This window comes from Heyndrickxia ginsengihumi, from assembly GCF_011008565.1.
GTDB classification, from domain to species: domain Bacteria; phylum Bacillota; class Bacilli; order Bacillales; family Bacillaceae_C; genus Weizmannia; species Weizmannia ginsengihumi.
In genome coordinates this window covers 23,921-47,092 of the sequence record NZ_JAAIWK010000022.1, presented here as the reverse complement: position 1 = coordinate 47,092, position 23,172 = coordinate 23,921, and the positions used below count along the sequence as shown (strand labels likewise).

The 23,172-nt window shown below is 37.2% G+C and carries 19 protein-coding genes and 1 riboswitch; of the genes, 17 read left to right on the top strand and 2 right to left on the bottom strand.

Features of this window, described 5'->3' with window-relative positions:
* The first annotated feature begins 11 nt into the window (after positions 1–11).
* Positions 12–2,426 carry a phenylalanine--tRNA ligase subunit beta gene (pheT, locus tag G4D61_RS13160; protein ID WP_035352609.1) on the top strand — a complete coding sequence of 805 codons (2,415 nt, stop codon included), beginning with the start codon at positions 12–14 and terminating at the stop codon, positions 2,424–2,426.
* Between the two features lie 44 nt (positions 2,427–2,470).
* Here pheT and rnhC read toward each other — a convergent pair whose 3' ends face one another.
* On the bottom strand, positions 2,471–3,397 hold the full coding sequence (rnhC, locus tag G4D61_RS13155) for a ribonuclease HIII (RefSeq protein ID WP_025727776.1): 927 nt from the start codon (positions 3,395–3,397) through the stop codon (positions 2,471–2,473).
* A gap of 77 nt (positions 3,398–3,474) precedes the next feature.
* Here rnhC and zapA point away from each other — a divergent pair, with 77 nt between their 5' ends.
* From zapA to G4D61_RS13090, 13 genes are all read left to right on the top strand, one after another.
* Positions 3,475–3,780 (top strand): cell division protein ZapA, encoded by a 306-nt coding sequence (zapA, locus tag G4D61_RS13150; RefSeq protein ID WP_051476254.1) that lies wholly within the window; start codon positions 3,475–3,477, stop codon positions 3,778–3,780.
* Positions 3,773–4,300, top strand: a complete 528-nt coding sequence (locus G4D61_RS13145; RefSeq protein WP_035352606.1) for a CvpA family protein — start codon at positions 3,773–3,775, stop codon at positions 4,298–4,300. The genes zapA and G4D61_RS13145 overlap by 8 nt, the downstream gene beginning before the upstream one ends.
* 111 nt (positions 4,301–4,411) lie before the next feature.
* Positions 4,412–6,124, top strand: coding sequence for a DNA polymerase/3'-5' exonuclease PolX (gene polX / locus G4D61_RS13140; RefSeq protein WP_025727773.1), 1,713 nt, complete (start codon positions 4,412–4,414; stop codon positions 6,122–6,124).
* 94 nt (positions 6,125–6,218) lie between these two features.
* Positions 6,219–8,576: an endonuclease MutS2 gene (locus G4D61_RS13135; RefSeq protein WP_035352603.1), complete on the top strand. Its 2,358-nt coding sequence runs from the start codon at positions 6,219–6,221 to the stop codon at positions 8,574–8,576.
* Positions 8,577–8,610: 34 nt separating this feature from the next.
* The gene (locus G4D61_RS13130) at positions 8,611–9,036 is read left to right on the top strand and encodes a DUF350 domain-containing protein (protein ID WP_025727771.1); all 426 of its coding nucleotides are present in this window, start codon (positions 8,611–8,613) and stop codon (positions 9,034–9,036) included.
* A gap of 410 nt (positions 9,037–9,446) precedes the next feature.
* A complete protein-coding gene (locus tag G4D61_RS13125) occupies positions 9,447–11,141 on the top strand; it encodes a long-chain-fatty-acid--CoA ligase (RefSeq protein WP_163174157.1) in 1,695 nt (564 codons plus the stop codon).
* A gap of 152 nt (positions 11,142–11,293) precedes the next feature.
* Complete coding sequence (fadR, locus tag G4D61_RS13120) at positions 11,294–11,878, top strand: fatty acid metabolism transcriptional regulator FadR (RefSeq protein WP_025727769.1); 585 nt, start codon at positions 11,294–11,296, stop codon at positions 11,876–11,878.
* A gap of 114 nt (positions 11,879–11,992) precedes the next feature.
* On the top strand, positions 11,993–12,766 hold the full coding sequence (locus G4D61_RS13115) for an enoyl-CoA hydratase (protein WP_035352601.1): 774 nt from the start codon (positions 11,993–11,995) through the stop codon (positions 12,764–12,766).
* A 56-nt stretch (positions 12,767–12,822) separates the two neighbouring features.
* Complete coding sequence (locus G4D61_RS13110) at positions 12,823–13,596, top strand: electron transfer flavoprotein subunit beta/FixA family protein (RefSeq protein WP_025727767.1); 774 nt, start codon at positions 12,823–12,825, stop codon at positions 13,594–13,596.
* Positions 13,597–13,620: 24 nt separating this feature from the next.
* Positions 13,621–14,601 (top strand): electron transfer flavoprotein subunit alpha/FixB family protein, encoded by a 981-nt coding sequence (locus tag G4D61_RS13105; RefSeq protein WP_025727766.1) that lies wholly within the window; start codon positions 13,621–13,623, stop codon positions 14,599–14,601.
* Positions 14,602–14,879: 278 nt separating this feature from the next.
* Positions 14,880–15,194, top strand: a complete 315-nt coding sequence (gene trxA / locus G4D61_RS13100; RefSeq protein ID WP_025727765.1) for a thioredoxin — start codon at positions 14,880–14,882, stop codon at positions 15,192–15,194.
* Positions 15,195–15,295: 101 nt separating this feature from the next.
* Positions 15,296–17,068, top strand: coding sequence for an excinuclease ABC subunit UvrC (uvrC, locus tag G4D61_RS13095; protein WP_025727764.1), 1,773 nt, complete (start codon positions 15,296–15,298; stop codon positions 17,066–17,068).
* A gap of 51 nt (positions 17,069–17,119) precedes the next feature.
* Positions 17,120–17,302: riboswitch (Lysine riboswitch) on the top strand.
* Between the two features lie 121 nt (positions 17,303–17,423).
* A complete protein-coding gene (locus G4D61_RS13090; RefSeq protein WP_025727763.1) occupies positions 17,424–18,653 on the top strand; it encodes an aspartate kinase in 1,230 nt (409 codons plus the stop codon).
* A gap of 208 nt (positions 18,654–18,861) precedes the next feature.
* Here G4D61_RS13090 and G4D61_RS13085 read toward each other — a convergent pair whose 3' ends face one another.
* Positions 18,862–19,323, bottom strand: a complete 462-nt coding sequence (locus G4D61_RS13085; RefSeq protein ID WP_025727762.1) for a YslB family protein — start codon at positions 19,321–19,323, stop codon at positions 18,862–18,864.
* Between the two features lie 540 nt (positions 19,324–19,863).
* Here G4D61_RS13085 and G4D61_RS13080 point away from each other — a divergent pair.
* The 3 genes from G4D61_RS13080 to sdhB all read left to right on the top strand — a co-directional run bounded on the left by G4D61_RS13080 (position 19,864) and on the right by sdhB (position 23,137).
* Positions 19,864–20,475 (top strand): succinate dehydrogenase cytochrome b558 subunit, encoded by a 612-nt coding sequence (locus G4D61_RS13080; RefSeq protein WP_025727761.1) that lies wholly within the window; start codon positions 19,864–19,866, stop codon positions 20,473–20,475.
* Positions 20,476–20,546: 71 nt separating this feature from the next.
* A complete protein-coding gene (sdhA, locus tag G4D61_RS13075) occupies positions 20,547–22,298 on the top strand; it encodes a succinate dehydrogenase flavoprotein subunit (RefSeq protein WP_025727760.1) in 1,752 nt (583 codons plus the stop codon).
* 71 nt (positions 22,299–22,369) lie between these two features.
* On the top strand, positions 22,370–23,137 hold the full coding sequence (gene sdhB, locus G4D61_RS13070) for a succinate dehydrogenase iron-sulfur subunit (RefSeq protein ID WP_025727759.1): 768 nt from the start codon (positions 22,370–22,372) through the stop codon (positions 23,135–23,137).
* Positions 23,138–23,172: the final 35 nt, after the last annotated feature.

Below are 23,172 nucleotides of genomic sequence, written 5' to 3'. Positions count from 1 at the left end.
AGGATAGAGATATGTTAGTTTCTTATAAATGGCTGCAAGAATATGTAGATTTAGATGGGATTTCTCCAGAAGTATTAGCTGATAAAATTACACGCAGCGGTATTGAGGTAGAAAGTGTCGAAGTGAAAAGCGAAGGCATTAAAGGAGTTATTATCGGCCATGTGCTCGAATGTGAAAAACATCCAAATGCGGATAAATTGAATAAATGTCTCGTTGATATTGGTGAAGAAGAGCCTGTTCAAATTATTTGTGGAGCACCGAATGTTGCGAAAGGCCAAAAAGTAGCTGTTGCTACACCTGGAGCATGGCTGCCTGGTCATATTAAAATCAAACGTTCTAAATTACGCGGTGAAGTATCAAATGGTATGATTTGTTCGTTGCAAGAATTAGGCATTGAAAGCAAGCTTGTACAAAAAGAGTATGCAAATGGCATTTTTGTTTTTCCTAGCGATGTTGAAGTTGGTCAAGATGCACTTGCCCTACTTAATCTGGATGATGCCATTCTTGAACTAGGACTCACACCGAATCGTGCAGATTGCATGAGTATGATTGGCGTTGCCTATGAGGTAGCAGCGATTCTTGGAAAAGATGTAAAGCTTCCTAAGATCGAAAACGAAAGTGTATCGGACAATGTAAATTCATTGATTTCTGCCCGTGTGGAAGCACAGCAGGAAGCACCATTATATACATTAAAAGTTATTCGTAATGTGAAAATTGGCCCTTCACCATTGTGGATGCAAATGCGACTTATTTCCGCTGGCATTCGCCCGCATAATAATGTGGTTGATATTACGAATTATATCTTATTAGAATACGGTCAGCCGCTTCATGCTTTTGATTATGACCGTGTCGGTTCAAAAGAAATCGTTGTTCGTCTTGCCAATGAAGGGGAAAAAATTGTTACGCTTGACGATACAGAACGCGTATTAAAAGGTAATCATTTAGTTATTACAAATGGTAAAGAGCCTGTTGCAATGGCTGGTGTGATGGGTGGAGCAAATTCTGAAGTGATTGATCGTACAACAACAGTCTTGTTAGAATCTGCCTATTTTGACGCTTTAACAATTCGTGAAGCATCGAAAGATCATGGATTGCGCAGTGAGGCGAGTGCACGTTATGAAAAAGGAATTGATCCTAATCGTGTGCTCCTTGCCGCAGAACGAGCTGCACAATTAATGGCGGCATATGCAGGGGGAGAAGTGTTAGCGGGAACTGTTGAAGTCAACCACTTAACAGTAGAACCAGCAGTTATTACGATTAAACTAGAGAAAATCAATCGCGTTCTCGGCACAGAAATCTCAGCAGATGAAGTGATTAATATCTTTGAGCGACTACAATTTGAAGTGACTGCCCAAGACGATCAATTTACAGTGATTGTTCCAACGCGTCGCGGTGATATTACAATTGAAGAAGATTTAATTGAAGAAGTGGCCCGTTTATACGGCTATGATCGTCTTCCAACAACATTACCTTTTGGCTCAACAACAAAAGGCGGATTAACGGCAATTCAAACAAAACGTCGTGCGGTTAAACGATTTTTAGAAGGTGCAGGCTTGTACCAAACAACGACTTATTCATTGACAAGTCCAGAAAAGGCTGCGCAGTATGCCCTTGAACAGCGTGAACCTGTACGTTTACAAATGCCGATGAGTGAAGAAAGAAGTAATTTGCGATTAAGTCTCATTCCTCATTTGTTGGATGTAGTGTCGTACAATGTGGCCCGCAAAAATGATTCAGTGGCATTTTATGAACTAGGTGCGATTTTCTTAAAAACTCAAGAAAATGAAAGACCTGAGGAACAGGAGCATCTTGCCGGCGCCATTACTGGGCTTTGGGAAAATAATCAATGGCAAGGTGAAAAGAAACCTGTTGACTTCTTTGTGCTTAAAGGCATATTGGAAGGTTTATTCACGAAACTGGGAGTTTCACAGGCAATTTCTTATCGGCAAGCTGTGATTGATGGTTTACATCCAGGAAGAACGGCTGAAATTATTTTAAATGAGCAAACTATCGGCTTTATCGGTCAAGTACATCCGAAAAAACAAAAGGAATTGGATTTAAAAGAAACATATGTGTTTGAATTGCATACAGCTCCATTGTATCAATACCCAGTTCCGCCATTGAAATATCAAATGATCCCACGTTTTCCTGCGATTACACGCGATATTGCTTTAGTAGTAGATCGTGACATAACAGCAAGTAAGCTACAATCAATCATTGAAGAAGCTGGCGGGGAATTATTAAAGACTGTAACGATCTTTGATCTATATGAGGGTGAACATATGGAACAAGGGAAAAAATCACTTGCCTTTTCATTAGTTTATTTCGATCCTGAAAGAACATTGACAGACGAAGAAGTTGTAAAGGCACATGATCAAGTATTGGTAGCTGTGAAGAAAGAAGCAGGGGCTGAATTACGAGGCTAATCAGTAAAAAAGGTTGACGCTGTTTGTTGGCGTCAACCTTTTTTCTATTTGCGGGCAATTTTTTTTGCTTTCTCCGTATTTGCAAAATGCAGTTTTGTAAAGTGTGGTAAAGCTTCAATCCCTTTTTGAGCAATCAATTTCGCTGCGGCAATATCAACTTGATGTCCTGCCCCTTTTGGTAGAGTAAATCCTGCTTCGTTACTTAGTTGTGTAAAAGCACGAACAAATGCATAACGGGCAATAATGGAAGCTGCAGCAACCGCTAGATGAACACTCTCTCCTTTTGTGCTAAAATAAACATGATCGCGGATGATGACTTTTTCATTTTTTAAATAGCGATAATATGTATTAGCTTCGGCAAACTGATCAATTAAAATAGCTTCGGGCTTTTCGGGGGCAATTTTTTTTAATAAATGATCGATTGCACGATTATGGAGGAGCGCTTTTATTTTACCTTGTGACATACCTGATTGTTGAAGCCGATTGTACTTTTCGTTTGGTAGTTTAAGTAAACTAAAAGGGATGAACTCAACTAATTGTTTTGCAATCACAGCAATTTGATCATCTTTTAGCCCTTTCGAATCTTTTACTCCTATTTCTTTTAATAAAGGAATCTGTTCCCTTTTTACATAGGCACTGACAACTGTCATAGGGCCAAAATAATCTCCTGTTCCTACTTCATCAGAACCGATGACAGACATAGAGGAAATGTCAGAAGGAAGGGGATTGCCAGAAGTCTTTGTCTTTGGTGCTTGCCTCTTTGCAAGACTGTTTCCCCATTTCGCTGCTTCCGCTTCATGATTTGCACCTTGAAACATTACTTTTCCTGAACGGTAGGCTGTTATGGTACAACTTGGGAGCTTTGCGACGAATATACTTCCAGGCGGTAGTTTATCAACAAGATAGTGTTTATAGTATTTTTTGATTTCTGTGCAAATCGCGGGTGAAACTTGAATGACGGTATTTGCCATATAGATCCCTCCAAAATGTTAAAATGACACGAAAAAATGTGTTCGACAGTGTTAGACAAAGGCTTTCCTAACATGATATGATAATAAATAGGATTCTTGAGAGGAGGCAAAATCAATTGGAAAAAAATCGAATAACCGTTGATATTTATGGAGAGCAATATACCATAGTTGGAACGGAACCAACAAGCCATATTCGTTTAGTTGCCTCAGTAGTTGATGAAAAAATGCGTGAAATCAACGCTAAGAATCCTACATTAGATAAAGTAAAATTAGCAGTTTTAACAGCAGTCAATACTGTTCATGAATATATAAAACTGAAAGAGCAAGTTGAACTGCAAGAAAAACAAATTAAACAGTTACGGGATGAAGGGAAACATGATTAATATTATCATTATAATATTGTTGCTATTAGGATTTTTTAATGGAAAAAGGCACGGATTTATTCTCCAAGCCATAAAAATTGTAAGTTTCGCTGTTGCTGCCGGTGTGGCATATTTATTTTATACAGATTTAGCGGCTCAATTAACAAAGCTTATTCCTTATCCATCAATGCATGATAACACGTATGCTTTCATTATGGATAATAACAATATGGAAACTGCGTTTTACCGCATTATTGCATTTGCAATCATTTTCTTTATTGTAAGATTAGTGTTGCGTGTAATTGGTTCAACACTATCTATTATCAATCATATACCAATTCTTGGATTAATCAATCGTTGGGCAGGAGGAATTTTAGGTTTTGTTGAAGTTTATTTGATTCTTTTTATTCTTCTATTTATCGGCTCAATACTTCCGGTTGATTCCGTTCAAACGGCTTTAAACCATTCAATGATTGCTAAAGGTATGATTAACAATACTCCATACATTTCACAGCAAGTACAGCAATGGTGGATGAAGTAAGATTATGAACACTTCTCTTGAAATAGAGAGGTGTTTTTGTGTAAAGGTTGTAAATTCAATAACTGCTAAAACCAACATGATGCTGACGAAATCTAAGGAAGGATACAGAAAATGCAGGTCACTAAAGAAGATGTTATTCGTCTATTAGAACAAATATCGCTTTATTTAGAATTAAACGGTGAAAATCCATTTAAAATACGGGCATTTAAAAAGGCTGCTTCCGCGTTGGAATTTGAAGAACGTTCTATAACGGAAATTGACAATTTTGAGGATATCCCTAATATTGGAAAGGGCACGGCTGCGATTATTGCAGAATATATCTCAACAGGATCCTCATCGCTTTTCATTTCATTGCAGAATGAACTGCCAAATAGCTTACTTGAATTATTGAAAATTCCAGGATTAGGACCTAAAAAAATTTCAAGATTATATCGTGAGCTAGGAATTACCGACATTGCAACATTAAAAGCTGCGTGTGAAGAAAAAAAGGTAAGATCTTTGAATGGCTTTGGACCAATGACAGAAATGAATTTGTTGAAACAACTTGCTGATTACGGTAAAAGGCCGGAAAGATTTCCGCTCGCATATATGAATAGCTGGATCGAAAAGCTCGAGTATGATTTAAATTTGATAGAAAGTATTGAAACATATTCGCGAGCTGGCAGCTTTAGGCGTTTTCGTGAAACATTGAAAGATTTAGACTATGTGATTGCAACGAATGATCCTGAAGATGTGCGAGATAAGCTATTAGATATGTATGAGGCAACAGAAGCTGTTGCAAAAGGAGAAACAAAAGTAACGATTACATTACCTGATAAATTCCATATACAGGTTGATTTTCGGCTTGTGCATCCTCATCAATTTGCGACAGCCTTGCATCACTTCACAGGCTCTAAAGAGCATAATGTTCGTATGCGGCAGCTTGCAAAAGAACGGGGAGAAAAAATTAGTGAATATGGAATAGAACAATTAGAAACAGGGAAAATACTCACTTTTACAAATGAAGAACAATTTTACCATCATTTTAACCTGCCATATATTCCCCCGGAAATCCGCGAAGATGGCAGTGAAGTTGACTTATATACAGATACGTATGGCTTAATTGCGGAAAAGGATATTCTTGGCGATTTGCATATGCATACCAATTGGTCCGACGGTAACAACACACTTGTGGAAATGATTGATGCGTGTAGAAATAAAGGATATCAATACATGGCTGTCACTGACCATTCCCAGTTTCTAAAAGTTGCCAACGGATTATCGGTCGATCGTGTGCTTAAACAAATAGAGGAAATTTGGAAACTGAATGAAAAATACGCTGATATTGAAATTTTAGCAGGGATCGAAATGGATATTTTACCTGATGGATCATTAGATTTTGATGATGCGATACTTGAACAGCTTGATTTCGTCATTGCCTCGATTCATTCGAGCTTTAATCAGCCACAAGATATGATTATGAAACGATTAAAAAAAGCTTGTGAAAATCCTCATGTTGATATGATCGCGCACCCTACTGGAAGACTTATTGGCAAAAGGAATGGATATGATGTCGATGTTGATCAGTTGTTTCAATTGGCGATAGACACAAACACCATTCTTGAATTGAATGCAGATCCGAATCGTTTAGATCTTTCAGCAGAATTCGTCCGCAAAGCGCAAGCCGCAGGTGTAACGATTGCCATTAATACCGATGCACATCGTATCCAAGAATTGGAACATATCGCCTTTGGAATTGGGACGGCAAGAAAAGGCTGGATTAAAAAACAGCATGTCATTAACACATATTCAAAAGATCGTTTGCTTAGTTATTTAAAAAACTAGCTCTCAGTCTCTAAAAGGTTCGATAAATATCAAACAAATAAGAAAAAGTAATCAATTTTTTCCTCATAATTTTGAAAAGATGGAGGACCAATACATGCAAGAAAAAATATTAAAAACATTAGAGTTCGATAAGATTAAACAGTTGCTAATTGAGCACGCATCTTCGACATTGGGAGAAAGGCGGATCAAGGAGCTAAAACCTTCTTCATCTTTCACTGAAGTTGTGACGATGCAAGAAGAGACAGATGAAGCAGCACAAGTGCTGCGGTTGAAGGGGAATGTTCCACTCAGCGGCATTTATGACATTCGTCCACATATAAAAAGAGCGGCAATTGGTGGGATTTTAAATCCGATTGAACTGATGCAAATAGCTAGTACGATGTATGTAGGAAGAACGATGAAACGCTTTATTGAAGGTTTAATCGATGAAGAAATGGATCTTCCAATTTTGGCTGAAAAAGCCGAACAAATTGCTGTTTTAACATCATTAGAGCATCAAATAAAAAACGCGATTGATGATAATGGAGATGTACTTGATTCTGCTAGCGAAACGTTAAGACATATACGACAAGGTTTAAGAGCAAATGAGAGAAGAATCCGCGAAAAGCTTGAAGGATTGATTCGTTCAAGAAATGCTGCAAAAATGTTGTCAGATGCGATTATTACGATACGAAATGATCGTTATGTTATCCCAGTAAAACAGGAATACCGCTCTAACTATGGGGGGATTGTACATGATCAATCCTCTTCAGGACAAACACTTTTCATAGAGCCGCAATCGATTGTGGATTTAAATAATCAGCTACGTGAATGGCACATGAAGGAACAACAGGAAATTGAAAGAATTTTAAGCGAATTATCAAGTGCTGTTGCCGAGGTAGTAGATGATCTAACTATTATGCTCGAGCGTTTGGCAGATCTTGATTTCATTTTTGCGAAAGCATTATATGGGAGAGCGATGAAAGGCTCAAAACCGACGATGAACCAAAATGGAATCATCCGCCTTTTTAAAGCAAGACATCCATTATTACCAATTGATAAAGTTGTCGCCAACGATATTTCGCTCGGTAAAGATTATACTTCGATTGTTATTACTGGTCCTAATACTGGTGGGAAAACGATTACTTTAAAAACGATTGGACTTTGTACGCTAATGGCGCAAGCAGGTTTGCAAATTCCAGCATTGGATGGTTCGGAACTAGCTGTTTTCACAGACGTATTTGCGGATATAGGGGATGAGCAGTCGATTGAGCAAAGTTTAAGTACATTCTCCTCTCACATGGTTAATATTGTAGAAATATTAAAACATGTGAACCACGAAAGCCTTGTCTTGTTTGATGAACTAGGTGCCGGTACGGATCCACAAGAAGGGGCGGCACTTGCTATTTCTATTCTTGATGAAGTTTATCAACGAGGTGCACGCGTGGTTGCCACAACCCACTATCCTGAATTAAAAGCATATGGCTATAATCGTGAAGGGGTTGTGAATGCAAGCGTAGAGTTTGATGTTGAGACTTTAAAACCGACATACCGCCTGCTCATAGGTGTCCCAGGAAGAAGTAATGCTTTTGAAATTTCAAGACGCCTCGGGCTTGCGAACAATATTATTGAACATGCAAAATCATATGTCGGAGCAGATACAAACCAAGTTGAAAATATGATTGCAGCCTTGGAAAAAGCGAAACGCGAAGCAGAAAAGGAGCAGCAAGAAGCTCGTGAATTAGTAAAAGAAGCAGAAAAAATGCATAGAGATATTCAGAAGAGAATGATGGAGTTTTACGAGCACCGTGATCAACTGTATGCAAAAGCAGAAGAAAAAGCAGCAAAAGTAGTAGATGCGGCGAAAGAAAAAGCGGATGAAATTATCCGCGATTTACGGAACATGCAAATGAATACACGTGCAAATGTGAAGGAACATGAATTAATTGACGCCAAAAAACGTCTTGAGGAAGCAGCTCCGCATCTTGATAAGACGAGAAAACAATTGGCTTCTCAAAAACGTCAGCATACATTTACGGCTGGCGATGAAGTAAAAGTTATTAGTTTTAACCAAAAGGGGACATTACTTGAAAAAGTTGGCGATCATGAATGGCAGGTCCAAATGGGTATTATGAAAATGAAAGTCAAAGAATCAGATCTTGAATTTGTGCAATCACAGCAAAAAGTTGTTACGAAGCCGTTAGCAACAGTAAAAGGAAAAGATTATCATGTTTCGCTTGAGCTTGATTTACGTGGTGAAAGATACGAAGATGCACTAAGTAAAGTTGAAAAATATATAGATGATGCCCTTCTTGCTGGCTATCCGCGTGTGTCTATTATCCATGGGAAAGGAACTGGGGCCCTTCGCAGTGGAGTTCAAGAATATTTGAAACATCATCGCTCCGTTAAACGTATAAGATTAGGGGACGCAGGAGAAGGTGGCAGCGGAGTCACTATCGTAGAATTTAAATAAACCTGGCCTTACTAATCGTTGAGGAGCCAATATAATGAAAGCTTTCTGGGAAAATGAATTTATTCATACTGCTGGATACTATAGCGTTGTAATTCTGTGCATGGTTGTTTTTTTAACGATTTTTGAAGTGGCGACAAAATATCGCAACTGGGAAGAAATTAAAAAAGGAAATGTTGCAGTAGCGATGGCGACGGGCGGGAAAATATTTGGTGCGATCAATGTATTTAAATACTGTATAATCGCTCACCTTTCTCCCGTTCATATGATTGAATGGAGTGTATTTGGGTTTGGGTTATTATTACTCAGTTATGTTATGTTTGAATTTCTCACTCCTCAGTTTCATGTTGATGAAGAGATTGCTAAGGATAATCGTGCAGTAGGATTCATTGCTATGGTCATTTCCATTGCCCTTTCCTTTATTATTGGAGCAGGGATTGAGTCCTTTGCTTCAGTTAAGTAATATACCATTTAGTTAAAAATAAATATAGAGAAATTCGGTCTGTTCATCTAATGACAGACCTTTTTTATGGACAATTTTCCTGGTTATTTCAATCAATAATTCATAAAACAATAATTAATGTAACTATTCTTAAAAAAGAAAAGGTTTTTGCCCCAGCGCAAGGGGCTCGCTTTCCGCGGGAGTCTCGCCCCTTGCACTTCAATCGGCTAGCAATTATTTATTGAATGTAAATATATTTATCCTGTTAATGCTGTATTGGGAACGGATAAATACACTATTTATATGTTGTTGAAAGGAAACAAGTTTATGAAAACAGTCTAAAGAAAAAATTGTCACTGCTTTTTATGTGGATTATAATGGAGTGAGTAATTAAAATTTTTTTACAATTGTATGACGGGAGGAAAGAAGGAATGGAAGATAAGCCATGGTTATCCCTGTATCCCAATGAAATTCCAAAAACGATCTTGTACGAAGAGAAGCCTGTTTGTGCATACTTAACAGAATCGGCAAAACTTTACCCAAAAAAGAAAGCGCTTTATTTTTTGGGTAAAGAGATGACGTTTGAAGAATTGTATGAATCAGCTCTCAAATTAGCAAATTATTTTAAAAAATTAGGGGTGCAAAAGGGAGATCGTATTGCAATTATGCTGCCAAATACACCACAATCCGTTATTGGATTCTACGGTGCACTCTATGCAGGAGCAATTGCTGTGCAAACAAATCCCCTTTATACAGAAAGAGAGCTAGCATACCAAATGAAAGATGCTGGTGCTAAAGTAATCTTAACTGCAGATTTTTTATATCCGCGTGTTGCAAAAGTCTTAAAAGCAACCGATCTAGAACACATCATCGTAACCACTATCAAAGATTATTTACCATTTCCAAAAAATGTTTTATACCCGTTTATTCAAAGAAAAGAACAAGGAATCGTCGTTAATATTCAACATGAAGGAAACACGAGCTTATTAAAAACAATTTTACGAGATGAAAGGGCAGAACCTATCGAGCTGGCGTTTGATTTTGAAAAGGATACAGCCATTTTGCAATATACAGGAGGGACGACAGGAGTTCCAAAAGGCGTCATGTTGACACATAAAAATTTAGTTGCCAATGCGATGATGTGTGATGCTTGGATGTACAAGGCAAAGAAAGGACAGGAAATTGTTTTAGGCGTTTTGCCGTTTTTTCACGTATATGGCATGACAACGGTATTATTATTATCTGTTATGCAAGGATATAAGATGATTCTCATGCCAAAATTTAATGCGGAAGAAATGCTTAAAACAATTGAAAAGCAGCGGCCTACATTATTCCCTGGAGCGCCTACAATATATATTGGCTTATTAAATCATCCCGATATTCAGCAATACGACTTATCTTCTATTGAAGCATGTATAAGTGGTTCGGCTCCATTACCTGTTGAAGTCCAGCAGAGATTTGAAGAGGTGACAGGCGGAAAATTAGTGGAAGGATATGGTCTAAGTGAATCATCTCCAGTAACACATGCAAACTTTGTATGGGAGAATAGAGTAAAGGGAAGTATTGGAGTTCCATGGCCGGATACAGACAGCATGATTTTATCGCTTGAAGATGGAACACCTCTCCCGCCAAGAGAAATTGGAGAACTAGTTGTTAAAGGGCCGCAAGTAATGAAAGGCTATTGGAATCGTCCTGAAGAAACAGCGCAAGTACTACAAAATGGATGGTTAAGAACAGGTGACTTGGCTTATATGGACGAGGAAGGATATTTTTATATTGTTGATCGTAAAAAAGACATTATTATCGCTGGGGGATATAATATTTACCCTCGTGAAATTGAAGAAGTTCTTTATGAGCATCCAGCAGTACAGGAAGTAGCAGTAATTGGCGTTCCACATCCATATCGAGGAGAAACCGTTAAAGCGTATATTGTCTTAAAAGATCATCAGCAAGTGACAAACGAAGAATTAGATCAATTTACACGTAAATATTTGGCGGCTTATAAAGTTCCACGCATATATGAATTTCGTGACGAGCTTCCAAAAACAGCGGTAGGGAAAATTTTACGGAGGACATTGATTGAAGAAGAAAAAAATGCAATCGAAAGAGACGAGAAACAGATATAATGTATTTTGGAAAACCTACTTGACAAGAGAATATTTTCTTATTATTATAAAATCATGAATGAATAGTCATTCATATTTGGTTTACATCTATTATTATATTAATTCGTGAAACTATAAAATACAAAAGATATAGTGTGAAAGGTGATAGTCACATGAAAAAGAATAAGCCTAAATATAAACAAATCATCGATGCAGCCGTAGTTGTTATTGCAGAACATGGCTATCATCAAGCCCAAGTTTCAAAAATTGCAAAACAGGCAGGAGTCGCAGATGGCACCATCTATCTTTATTTTAAAAATAAAGAAGATATTTTAATTTCTTTATTTCAAGAGAAAATGCGGATTTTTATTGAATATATTGAAGAGCTTATTGCCGGAAAACAATCTGCGTCTGAACAATTGTTTTTAATGATTGAGCACCATTTTAGAGTATTGGCTGATAATCATAATTTAGCGGTTGTAACACAACTAGAAATCAGGCAGACGAATAAAGATTTGCGGTTAAAAATTAATGGCATTTTAAAAGAGTACTTATCATTAGTAGATGAAATCATTTCTAGAGGAATGGAAAAAGGAGAAATTAATTCTGATTTAGATGTTCGTCTCGTAAGACAAATGATTTTCGGAACCATTGATGAAACAGTTACGACATGGGTTATGAATGAGGAAAAATACGATCTAGTTGCATTGGCGCCACAAGTTCATAAGCTTTTGTTAAATGGCTGTGGTGCCGTTTAAGATTAGTTATTTCTACTATAGGATGCGCATCTTGCTCCACTAAACTTTCTGAATGCTTTAAATGAAGAAATAATCCTTTAAAAATGATCTTTAAACATAAATGGGGGAATAGGTATGGGAAATATTTCAGTAAAATATGAAAACTATGTTGCGCATGTTGTGATGAACAGACCACCTGCAAATGCTCTTGCACAATCCGTTTTACGTGAAATTGCAGAAGTATTTCATCATTTGGAATCTAATGAGAATGTACGGGCCATTTTGTTATATGGTGAAGGAAGATTTTTCTCTGCAGGTGCTGATATAAAAGAATTTGTCCAAATTAAACAACAAGGAACGTTAAATGAGCTGGCAAATATTGGTCAAGATGTATTTGAAACAATTGAATCTTTCCCAAAGCCAGTGATTGCAGCGATACACGGTGCAGCTCTTGGTGGCGGTCTCGAACTTGCGATGGCCTGTCATATTAGACTAGTTGCTGAAAATGCGAAATTAGGTCTTCCAGAATTGCAACTCGGTTTAGTGCCGGGTTTTGGAGGAACACAAAGACTGCCACGTTATGTCGGTAGAGCAAAAGCCTTTGAAATGTTATTTACAAGTGATCCTATTTTAGGCAGTGAAGCAGTCAAGACAGGACTGGCAAATCATGCCTATCCTGAAGAAGATCTGTTAAATCAGGCAAAAGCATTAGCAGAAAAAATCGTATTGAAAAGTCCTTTGGCGATTAAGGCCGCAATTGAACTAGTCAACGTTTCAAAAACAGCTGCATTCTATGATGGCATACAGAAAGAAGCCCAGGCATTTCACGAACTCTTTCAATCTAAAGATGCCGGAGAAGGGATACAAGCGTTTATTGAAAAACGCAAACCGCAATTTAAAGGTGAGTAATGTTTGCAAGAATTAGAGTATATCATATTGAAAGAGCAATATAAGGAGGGGTTGGCATGAATATTTTTGCTTTATTAAAAAGGACATTTGATACAGAAGAAAAAATTATGATCACTAATGGAGAAATCAATGAGGATGGTGCAGAATTTATTATTAATCCTTATGATGAATACGCTGTTGAAGAAGCAATTAAACTTCGTGAACAGCATGGTGGAGAAGTCACAGTGATTTCTGTAGGAAATGAAGAAACGCAAAAACAATTGCGCACAGCACTGGCAATGGGAGCAGATAAAGCAGTGTTGATTAATATCGAAGACGATGTTGAAAACAGTGATCAAGTAACAACTGCTAAAGTATTAGCAACCTATTTGCAAGATCAAGATCCAGATTTGATTATTGCCGGAAACGTGGCGATTGATCAGGCATCAGGACAAGTTGGCCCACGTGTGGCAGACTTATTAGACATTCCATATGTCACGACGATCACAAAAATTGAGATTGCTGAAAACAAAGTAACAGCGACGCGGGATGTAGAAGGTGATGAAGAAATCATCGAAACAACTTTGCCTCTCCTTGTAACGGCGCAGCAAGGTTTAAATGAGCCGCGCTACCCATCATTGCCTGGAATTATGAAAGCAAAAAAGAAACCGCTTGAAGAGTTAGAATTAGATGATTTAGATCTTGAGGAAGAAGATGTTGAAGCAAAAACAAAAACGATTGAAGTTTACTTACCGCCAAAAAGAGAAGCAGGAAAAGTATTAAAAGGAGAAATAGCGGATCAAGTAAAGGAACTAGTACATTTGCTTCATGAAGAAGCAAAAATCGTTTAACAATTCAAATGGGAGGGGATATAGATGGGCAGAAAAGTATTAGTGTTAGCTGAAGTGCGTGAGGGGACACTTAGACATGTATCTTTAGAAGCAATAGCTGCGGGGAAAACAATAGCAGAGGATGGAGAAACAGTAGCTGTTTTAGTTGGGAAAGATGTAAGCGGTTTAAAGGAAGAACTTTTTCATTATGGTGCCGATCGTATTGTTCTTATCGAAAATGAAAAATTAGCAAGTTATTCTTCAGATGGATATTCCCAAGCATTTTTAGCAGCAGTTGATGCCGAAAGTCCTAATGCCATCGTTTTCGGACATACAGCACTAGGAAAAGATTTGGCGCCAAAAATCGCGAGCAAATTAAACATCGGTTTAATTTCTGATGCAACAGCTGTTGAATATGCAGGGGAGCATATTGTCTTTACAAGACCGATCTATTCCGGCAAGGCATTTGAGAAAAAAATCGCAACGGACAGTCCCATTTTTGCTACAATACGCCCGAATAATATTACAGCGTTGCAAAAAGACGAGTCTAAAACAGGTGATGTTAAAACCCTTGCAGTTGATATTAAAGATCTTCGGACAATTATTAAAGAAGTTGTTCGCAAAACAAGCGAGGGCGTGGATTTAACAGAAGCAAAAATCATTATCGCAGGTGGCCGAGGTGTCAAAAGTGCCGAAGGATTTAAACCTTTACAAGAACTTGCCGATGTATTAGGCGGTGCTATTGGTGCCTCTCGTGGTGCATGTGATGCTGATTATTGCGATTATTCTTTACAAATCGGGCAAACAGGAAAAGTGGTCACCCCGGATTTGTATATCGCTTGTGGAATTTCTGGTGCTATTCAGCATTTAGCCGGGATGTCAAATTCAAAGGTCATTGTTGCGATAAATAAAGATCCTGAAGCAAATATTTTCAATGTAGCTGATTATGGGATCGTAGGTGATTTGTTTGAAGTAGTCCCGCTATTAACAGAGGAATTTAAAAAGTTAAAGATCGCCACTTCATGATAGATTGAAAATGGACTGCACATAGTAGCGGTTAAGGATATGGCAATCATAGCTTTCTCATGATAAATATGATAATAAAACAAACGAAAAAAGGATTTAGGCAAAAATATATCTTGCCTAAATCCTTTTTATTGGATATTTTAAAGAAAAGGTTATAAAATAATAAAATCATGCTACTTTTTCAGTTTGATAATGATTCAAACAAATTATTAGCACCATCATAGAACAGATGGTATACTTTTTGTAGCAGTATAGTTTTTTATAGGAGGTCTATATCGATGGCAATTGCACATGCAACGGATGCTACTTTTTCTCAAGAAGTTAGCGAAGGCTTAGTATTAACAGACTTTTGGGCAACTTGGTGTGGTCCATGTAAAATGATCGCTCCAGTTTTAGAAGAGTTAGATGCAGAATTGGGAGATAAAGTGAAAATTGTAAAAGTGGATGTTGACGAAAACCAAGAAACTGCAAGCAAATTTGGTGTTATGAGTATCCCAACGCTAATTCTTATGAAAAATGGTGAACAAGTTGATAAAGTGATCGGTTATCAACCAAAAGAAGCTTTAGAAGAATTAATCAACAAACATCTATAATAACTAAAATCCGGGTCAATTTGATCCGGATTTTTTACAGATTATTTATTAATTGAACCTTTTATAAGGAATTTGTGATACATTTTATGAGGTGAAGGGAAATGAACGAACTCATTCGTAATAAGCTAGCCCTCCTCCCTGACCAGCCCGGCTGTTACTTGATGAAAGATCGCCAAGGTACTATTATTTACGTTGGCAAAGCGAAAATACTAAAAAATCGTGTCCGATCTTACTTTACAGGATCCCATGATGGTAAAACCCAGCGTCTTGTAAGTGAGATTGAGGACTTTGAATATATTGTAACATCTTCTAATATTGAAGCACTTCTTTTAGAAATTAATTTAATTAAAAAACACGATCCGAAATACAATGTAATGTTAAAGGATGATAAAACATATCCTTATATAAAACTTACGAATGAGCGCCATCCCCGGCTCATTATTACCCGAAAAGTAAAGAAGGATAATGGCAAGTACTTTGGGCCTTATCCAAATGTTCAAGCTGCAAATGAAACAAAAAAGCTGTTAGATCGGATTTACCCGCTTAGAAAATGTACAGTCTTACCAGACCGTGTATGTTTATATTATCATTTAGGGCAATGTCTTGCTCCGTGTATCCACCATATAGAAGAGGAAACATACAAAACAATAACGGAAGAGATTGTTAAGTTTTTAAATGGTGGGTATAAAGAGATAAAGAAGGATTTAACAGAAAAGATGGAAGAGGCAGCAGAAAAATTAGAATTCGAAAGAGCGAAAGAATATCGTGATCAAATTGTGCATATAGAAACGACGATGGAGAAACAAAAGATTACGATGAATGATTTTACTGACCGGGATGTCTTCGGCTATTCTGTTGATAAAGGTTGGATGTGTGTCCAAGTCTTTTTTATTCGTCAAGGAAAATTGATTGAACGTGATGTTTCTTTATTTCCTATTTATGATGAACCAGAAGAGGAATTTTTAAGTTATTTAGGGCAATTTTACTTAAAGACGAATCATATTAAACCAAAAGAAATTTTATTACCTGATCATATTGATCGGCAGCTTGCAGAAGAATTGCTAGAAGTGAAGATGGTGCAACCGAAAAAGGGAAAGAAACTTGATTTAGTGAACATGGCGAAGAAAAACGCGGCTATTGCATTAAAAGAAAAATTTTCTTTAATTGAAAGAGACGAAGAACGGACCATTAAGGCAGTCGAAAATTTAGGGGAAATTATCGGTATTTATACACCGCATCGAATTGAAGCGTTCGATAACTCAAATATTCAAGGGACAAACCCTGTTTCAGCAATGGTTGTCTTCATTGATGGTAAACCAGAGAAAAAAGAATATCGAAAATATAAAATTAAAACAGTGACTGGACCTGATGATTATGATTCAATGCGGGAAGTTGTTCGCAGACGGTATACACGGGTATTAAAAGAACAGCTACCTCTTCCGGACTTAATTATTATTGATGGGGGAAAAGGGCAAATTGATGCTGCTAGGGATGTTTTAGAAAACGAACTCAATTTAAATATTCCTATTGGTGGTTTAGCAAAAGATGATAAACACCAGACATCACAACTGCTATTTGGAAATCCGTTGGAAATTATTCCGTTAGCAAGGAATAGCCAAGAATTTTATTTATTGCAACGCATCCAAGATGAGGTCCATCGGTTCGCGATTACTTTCCATCGAGAGCTGCGCGGAAAATCAGCATTTAAATCTACATTAGATGATATTCCTGGAATCGGTCCAAAAAGAAAACAGCAGTTATTACGCCACTTCGGATCATTAAAAAAAATGAAAGAGGCAACAGAAGAAGACTTTATAAAGTTAGGGTTACCCCGTAATGTAATTGAAAGTCTTTTGGAAAAATTCCAAGAATAGTCTAGGCAATATGTATTCTATATGTTATAATCAAAACAATTTCATATTAATATTTGTGATAGAGGTGCAAAACTTAAGAGTAGAAACTTGGAGAAGATTGAGCTTCGAAGAAAAGTTTTGAAAGGAAGTTTTGCCGAAGTAAAGCTGGACTCAATACCATGCTTTGCTGGTTCTGTATTGAATAAATCCAGGACTGTCAAGATATAGTTATTATCTTGGAGAGCTATCTCATAATATATGGCTGCGTACGGACGTATACATATGCAATGAGATCATGTTCTCATTGCATTTTTTATTTATATGGAAAACGTAAGCAGTTCTGAAAAATAGAAATTTTAGAAAGTAGGCGGCTTCAGTGGCAATCATTGTTCAAAAATTTGGCGGTACATCTGTCGGTAATGTAGAAAGAATTCGGAATACGGTTAATCGTATTGTAGAAGAGAAGGAAAAGGGAAATCAGATTGTGGTTGTTGTATCAGCGATGGGGAAAACAACGGATCAACTCGTTTCATTAGCGAATGAACTCTCGTCATATCCAAGTAAAAGGGAAATGGATATGTTGTTATCAACGGGTGAACAAGTGACCATTTCTTTAGTCGCAATGGCTCTTGCTGAAAAGGGATATGATGCCATTTCTTTTACCGGCTGGCAGGCAGGGATTTTAACAGAAGATGTACATAGCAATGCAAGAATATTAGAAATTCATACTGAAAAGATTGTTGAAAACTTAAATCAAAATAAAATTGTTATTGTTGCAGGTTTCCAAGGTATGACAGAAAATAATGAAATAACTACATTAGGGCGTGGAGGTTCTGATACAACAGCTGTTGCTCTTGCTGCAGCTTTACATGCTGAAAAATGTATGATCTATACTGATGTAACAGGTGTATTCACATCGGATCCGCGTTATATTCCAAATGCCCGTAAATTGCAAGCTGTGTCCTATGACGAAATGCTTGAATTAGCTAATCTAGGAGCAGGTGTGCTGCATGCTCGTGCAGTTGAATTCGCTAAAAATTACGCTGTACCATTAATTGTATGTTCTAGCTTAGAAAGAGAAGAAGGAACGATTATCGAGGAGGAAGTAGCTGTGGAAAAAAATTTAATTGTTCGTGGAGTAGCTTTCGAAGATTCAATTGCAAGAGTCACTATTTTTGGATTAGAAAATGGATTTCAACAATTATCCTCTGTTTTCACTACTTTGGCTAATCGTCATATTGATGTTGACATTATTATTCAGAATTTAACAGAAAAAGGAAATACTTATTTATCTTTTTCAATTAAAAAAGATGATTTGAAAGAAACTATTGATATTTTAGAGACAAATCAGGAAGCTTTAGGCATCGATCATTTTGAATCCGAAACTGGTTTGGCTAAAGTATCGATTATTGGATCAGGTATGGTTTCAAACCCGGGTGTTGCTGCGAAAATGTTTGAAGTACTCTCTCAGAATGAAATTGCCATTAAAATGATTAGTACGTCTGAGATAAAAGTTTCTACTGTAGTGGATGAAGAGCAAATGGTAAAAGCAGCTCAACTTCTGCACGAAGCATTTGAACTAGAAGCTGTGGAACAAAATATTTAATATGTCATAAAAAAAGCAGGCCGTTGGAAAACGACCTGTTTTTTTTTTACGTGGGCGGAAAAAAATTCCCGCTACATAGGATCACTTTCCGCAGGCGGTCAGAGAGCCTCTTCGTTCTTCATAAACTCGTTTTAGTTTAGGTGTATAGCCTTTTTTCCTATGCGAATAAGTCATCATTCAGAGCGTAATGAATAAAACCTCAGTACATTTATTCTGCTAAATCATTGACGAAGTCTTTAAGATCCCATTGTACAAGGAATTTTATTTTTTGCCCGCGTTTTACAAGTTCTTCGGTTGCTTCAGTAATCATTTTTTTCTGATTTTGATACTGCTCGGCAAGAAAGCCGGCTTCCAGTTTAAAACAAGAATGTTTGTTCATGTCAAATTGCTTTGAAATGATGGGGCTAGTTAGTTCAAATTCAGCACGGTATTTATCTTCCTTACAGAGAGACAATTGACCCCATCCTGCTTTATTAAAAAAAGAAATAATCTCTTCAGTTGATACTAATGGAAACTTGCGTGCTAAATGTTTACCTGCCCAATATAAAATATCAGGGGTTTCTTTTCCAAGTATTTCTGGGATTAATATATCACGCACTAATTCATAGCCAAATGCGGGAATTGTCAATTGTTCAGATGGTACTTTTTCGGTTTCGTTAGTTGATTTCACGGTCTTCCCCTCTTTCTCTAAAGAATATTATATACATATTCTGTGTGCACTATAAAGCATTTTTTATAAAGGTTTTTTCAAACAATCATACTGATGAAAAATGATGGTTGGCTCATTTGAAAAAAAGAGTTTCGTCGCCCTCTATTAAAATTTTGAAAGGTCAAGGAGCTAAAAACGAACTGAGCTATGTAACAAGTATTTGTAAAAAGACAACTCATTTTAGTTTTTAAAAATAACAAATACATTTCAATTTTACCGCTGTCGAACATTGTCTTTTCTTGTTCTATTGTAATGCAAAATTTGTAGAAATAAAAATAAAGCGTTATATTACAAAAACTTTGAAATGACTAGTATGATAAGAAAAATGCTCAAATAAGTAGCATTTTTTGCTCAATTTTATGTATGCGTTTCCTTGACGCTTCTTGTAAGCGGGAGTAAAATGGAACTGTCACATAATTGTTATTATTATTTATGCTGCTAGAAAATAAATGCATATTTGTTTTCTTTGCATAAATTTCTATTTTCAAAGGGGGATATACTGTGGCTGGAAATCGAGAGTTTTTAAATCGAAGACTGCATTCATTGTTAGGGGTTGTTCCAATCGGATTATTTTTAATAGTCCACTTAACAGTGAACCACTTTGCAGTAAATGGTGCCGGAGCTTTTAATAAAGCTGCATCTTTTATGGAACATCTACCTTACCTTTTATTTCTAGAAATTGTCTTTATCTATTTACCATTGCTGTTCCATGCAATATACGGTCTTTATATTGCTTTTACAGCGTCTAGTAATGTAGGTAGACTCGGATTTTTCCGGAATTGGATGTACTTGTTCCAACGTATTAGTGGTGTACTTGTGCTTATCTTTCTTGTATTTCATATCTATGAAACACGTATTCAAGTAGCGCTTGGTCACGCAGTTGACTACAATTTAATGGCTGATTTATTATCAAGTCCTTGGATGCTTTGGTTTTACATAATTGGGACAATTGCTACTATTTTTCATTTTTCAAATGGATTATGGTCTTTCTGTGTTAGCTGGGGGATTACGCAATCACCTCGTTCACAGCAAATTTCATCTTATGTTGTGCTTGTGATCTTTATTTTACTAGCAATTGTCGATATCCGTGCAATATTTGCATTTATTCAATAGTATTTAAAAGTCTTATAGTTTAATAAGATTCGCGGTAATGATTATTGAGTTTTAAGAGGAGTGAATCACTAATGGAAAAAGGGAAAGTCATCGTAGTTGGCGGTGGTTTAGCCGGTTTGATGTCAACAATAAAAATAGCAGAAGCAGGTAGACACGTAGATATATTTTCACTAGTGCCAGTGAAACGCTCTCACTCGGTTTGTGCACAAGGTGGAATTAACGGTGCAGTTAATACAAAAGGTGAAGGGGACTCTCCTTGGATTCACTTTGATGATACAGTATATGGTGGGGACTTTTTGGCAAACCAACCTCCAGTCAAAGCAATGTGTGAAGCAGCACCTGGAATTATTCATTTATTCGACCGCATGGGTGTTATGTTTAACAGAACACCAGAAGGGCTTCTAGATTTCAGACGTTTTGGCGGAACACAGCACCATAGAACAGCTTTTGCTGGAGCAACAACTGGGCAGCAGCTTCTTTATGCATTGGACGAACAAGTAAGACGCCATGAAGTTGCAGGGCTTGTAACAAAATTTGAAGGTTGGGAGTTCCTAGGAATTATTCGTGATGATGAAGGGGTTTGTCGTGGAATTGTTGCTCAAAATTTAACGACAATGGAAATTAAAGCATTCGAAAGTGATGCAGTCATTATCGCTTCTGGCGGCCCTGGAATTATTTTTGGTAAATCAACGAATTCTATTATTAACACAGGATCAGCAGCTTCAATTGTTTATCAACAAGGTGCAACATATGCAAATGGAGAATTCATTCAAATTCATCCAACCGCTATTCCTGGTGACGATAAACTTCGTCTAATGAGTGAGTCTGCTCGAGGTGAAGGCGGCCGGATTTGGACTTATAAAGATGGTAAACCGTGGTATTTCCTAGAAGAAAAATATCCTGCGTATGGAAACTTAGTTCCTCGTGATATTGCGACACGTGAAATCTTCCACGTATGCGTCGATATGAAATTAGGAATCAACGGTGAAAACATGGTTTATCTCGATTTATCACATAAAGATCCACATGAGCTGGACGTAAAACTTGGTGGAATTATAGAAATCTATGAAAAATTCGTTGGCGATGATCCACATAAAGTTCCAATGAAGATCTTCCCTGCTGTTCACTATTCAATGGGTGGTCTATGGGTTGATTATAAACAACATACAAGTATTCCAGGATTGTTTGCAGCAGGTGAATGTGATTATTCACAGCATGGAGCTAACCGTCTTGGCGCTAATTCTCTTTTATCAGCTATTTATGGTGGTATGGTTGCTGGTCCTGAAGCAGTCAATTATATGGATGGATTAGAGAAGAGTACAGATGCGATTTCTTCTACTGTTTTTGATCGTGCTGTTCGTGAGCAAGAGCAAAAATGGAATGACATATTATCATTAGATGGTAATGAGAATGCTTATGTATTGCATAAAGAGCTTGGCGAATGGATGACTGACAACGTAACGGTTGTTCGTTACAATGATCGATTGAAGAAGACAGATGATAAAATTTTGGAATTAATGGAAAGATGGAAACGCATTAATGTTGTGGATACATCAAAATGGAGTAACCAAGCAGCTTCATTTACAAGACAATTACAAAATATGTTGCAATTAGCTCGTGTCATTACAATTGGGGCTTTAAATCGAAATGAAAGTCGTGGTGCTCACTATAAACCAGACTTCCCAGATCGTAACGATGAAGAATGGTTAAAAACAACAATGGCGGATTATGATCCAGTCAATAATGAACCTAAATTTAGTTATGAAGATGTTGATGTGTCCCTTATTAAGCCTCGTGTACGCGACTATACGAAAAAACATTAAGTGAAGCGAAATAAATTATGTTTTCGAAAAGCTTAACGCGAACTAAATAAACATGAAAGAGGAGAATAAGGATGGGTGAACAAAAAACAGTTACATTTATTATAACGCGTCAAGATAGTCCAGATTCACAACCGTATGAGGAAACATTCGAGGTTCCTTATCGTCCTAATATGAACGTCATTTCAGGATTAATGGAAATTAGAAGAAACCCTGTAAATGCAAAAGGTGAAAAAACATCTGCAGTTACTTGGGATATGAACTGTCTGGAAGAAGTATGTGGTGCATGTTCGATGGTGATCAATGGCAGACCGCGGCAATCATGTTCTGCGCTTGTAGATAAATTAGAACAACCGATTCGTTTAGCACCAATGAAAACATTCCCGGTTATTCGCGATTTACAAGTTGATAGAAGCCGTATGTTTGATGCTTTGAAAAAAGTGAAAGCATGGATTCCAATCGATGGTACTTACGATTTAGGAGAAGGACCACGCATGCCGGAGAAAAAACGTCAATGGGCATATGAACTAGCAAAATGCATGACTTGCGGCGTTTGTCTAGAAGCATGTCCAAACGTTAACGATCGTTCAAGCTTTATTGGACCAGCACCGCTTTCCCAAGTGCGCCTTTTTAACACGCATCCAACAGGTGCAATGAATAAAGATGAGCGATTAGAAGCAATTATGGGTGATGGCGGACTTGCGAACTGTGGTAACTCACAAAACTGTGTACAGGCTTGTCCAAAAGGCATTCCTTTAACAACTTCAATTGCAGCACTCAATAGAGAAACTACTTTCCAAATGTTTAAAAACTTCTTTGGAAGCGACCATATGGTAGATTAATCATATGATCCATCGGTCTGATACTACATGACATT

Coding starts and splice junctions, on each gene's coding strand:
- pheT (WP_035352609.1), top strand. CDS start 12: ATGTTAGTTTCTTATAAATGGCTGCAAGAATATGTAGATTTAGATGGG.
- rnhC (WP_025727776.1), bottom strand. CDS start 3,397: ATGGCAAATACCGTCATTCAAGTTTCACCCGCGATTTGCACAGAAATC.
- zapA (WP_051476254.1), top strand. CDS start 3,475: ATGATAATAAATAGGATTCTTGAGAGGAGGCAAAATCAATTGGAAAAA.
- G4D61_RS13145 (WP_035352606.1), top strand. CDS start 3,773: ATGATTAATATTATCATTATAATATTGTTGCTATTAGGATTTTTTAAT.
- polX (WP_025727773.1), top strand. CDS start 4,412: ATGCAGGTCACTAAAGAAGATGTTATTCGTCTATTAGAACAAATATCG.
- G4D61_RS13135 (WP_035352603.1), top strand. CDS start 6,219: ATGCAAGAAAAAATATTAAAAACATTAGAGTTCGATAAGATTAAACAG.
- G4D61_RS13130 (WP_025727771.1), top strand. CDS start 8,611: ATGAAAGCTTTCTGGGAAAATGAATTTATTCATACTGCTGGATACTAT.
- G4D61_RS13125 (WP_163174157.1), top strand. CDS start 9,447: ATGGAAGATAAGCCATGGTTATCCCTGTATCCCAATGAAATTCCAAAA.
- fadR (WP_025727769.1), top strand. CDS start 11,294: ATGAAAAAGAATAAGCCTAAATATAAACAAATCATCGATGCAGCCGTA.
- G4D61_RS13115 (WP_035352601.1), top strand. CDS start 11,993: ATGGGAAATATTTCAGTAAAATATGAAAACTATGTTGCGCATGTTGTG.
- G4D61_RS13110 (WP_025727767.1), top strand. CDS start 12,823: ATGAATATTTTTGCTTTATTAAAAAGGACATTTGATACAGAAGAAAAA.
- G4D61_RS13105 (WP_025727766.1), top strand. CDS start 13,621: ATGGGCAGAAAAGTATTAGTGTTAGCTGAAGTGCGTGAGGGGACACTT.
- trxA (WP_025727765.1), top strand. CDS start 14,880: ATGGCAATTGCACATGCAACGGATGCTACTTTTTCTCAAGAAGTTAGC.
- uvrC (WP_025727764.1), top strand. CDS start 15,296: ATGAACGAACTCATTCGTAATAAGCTAGCCCTCCTCCCTGACCAGCCC.
- sdhA (WP_025727760.1), top strand. CDS start 20,547: ATGGAAAAAGGGAAAGTCATCGTAGTTGGCGGTGGTTTAGCCGGTTTG.
- sdhB (WP_025727759.1), top strand. CDS start 22,370: ATGGGTGAACAAAAAACAGTTACATTTATTATAACGCGTCAAGATAGT.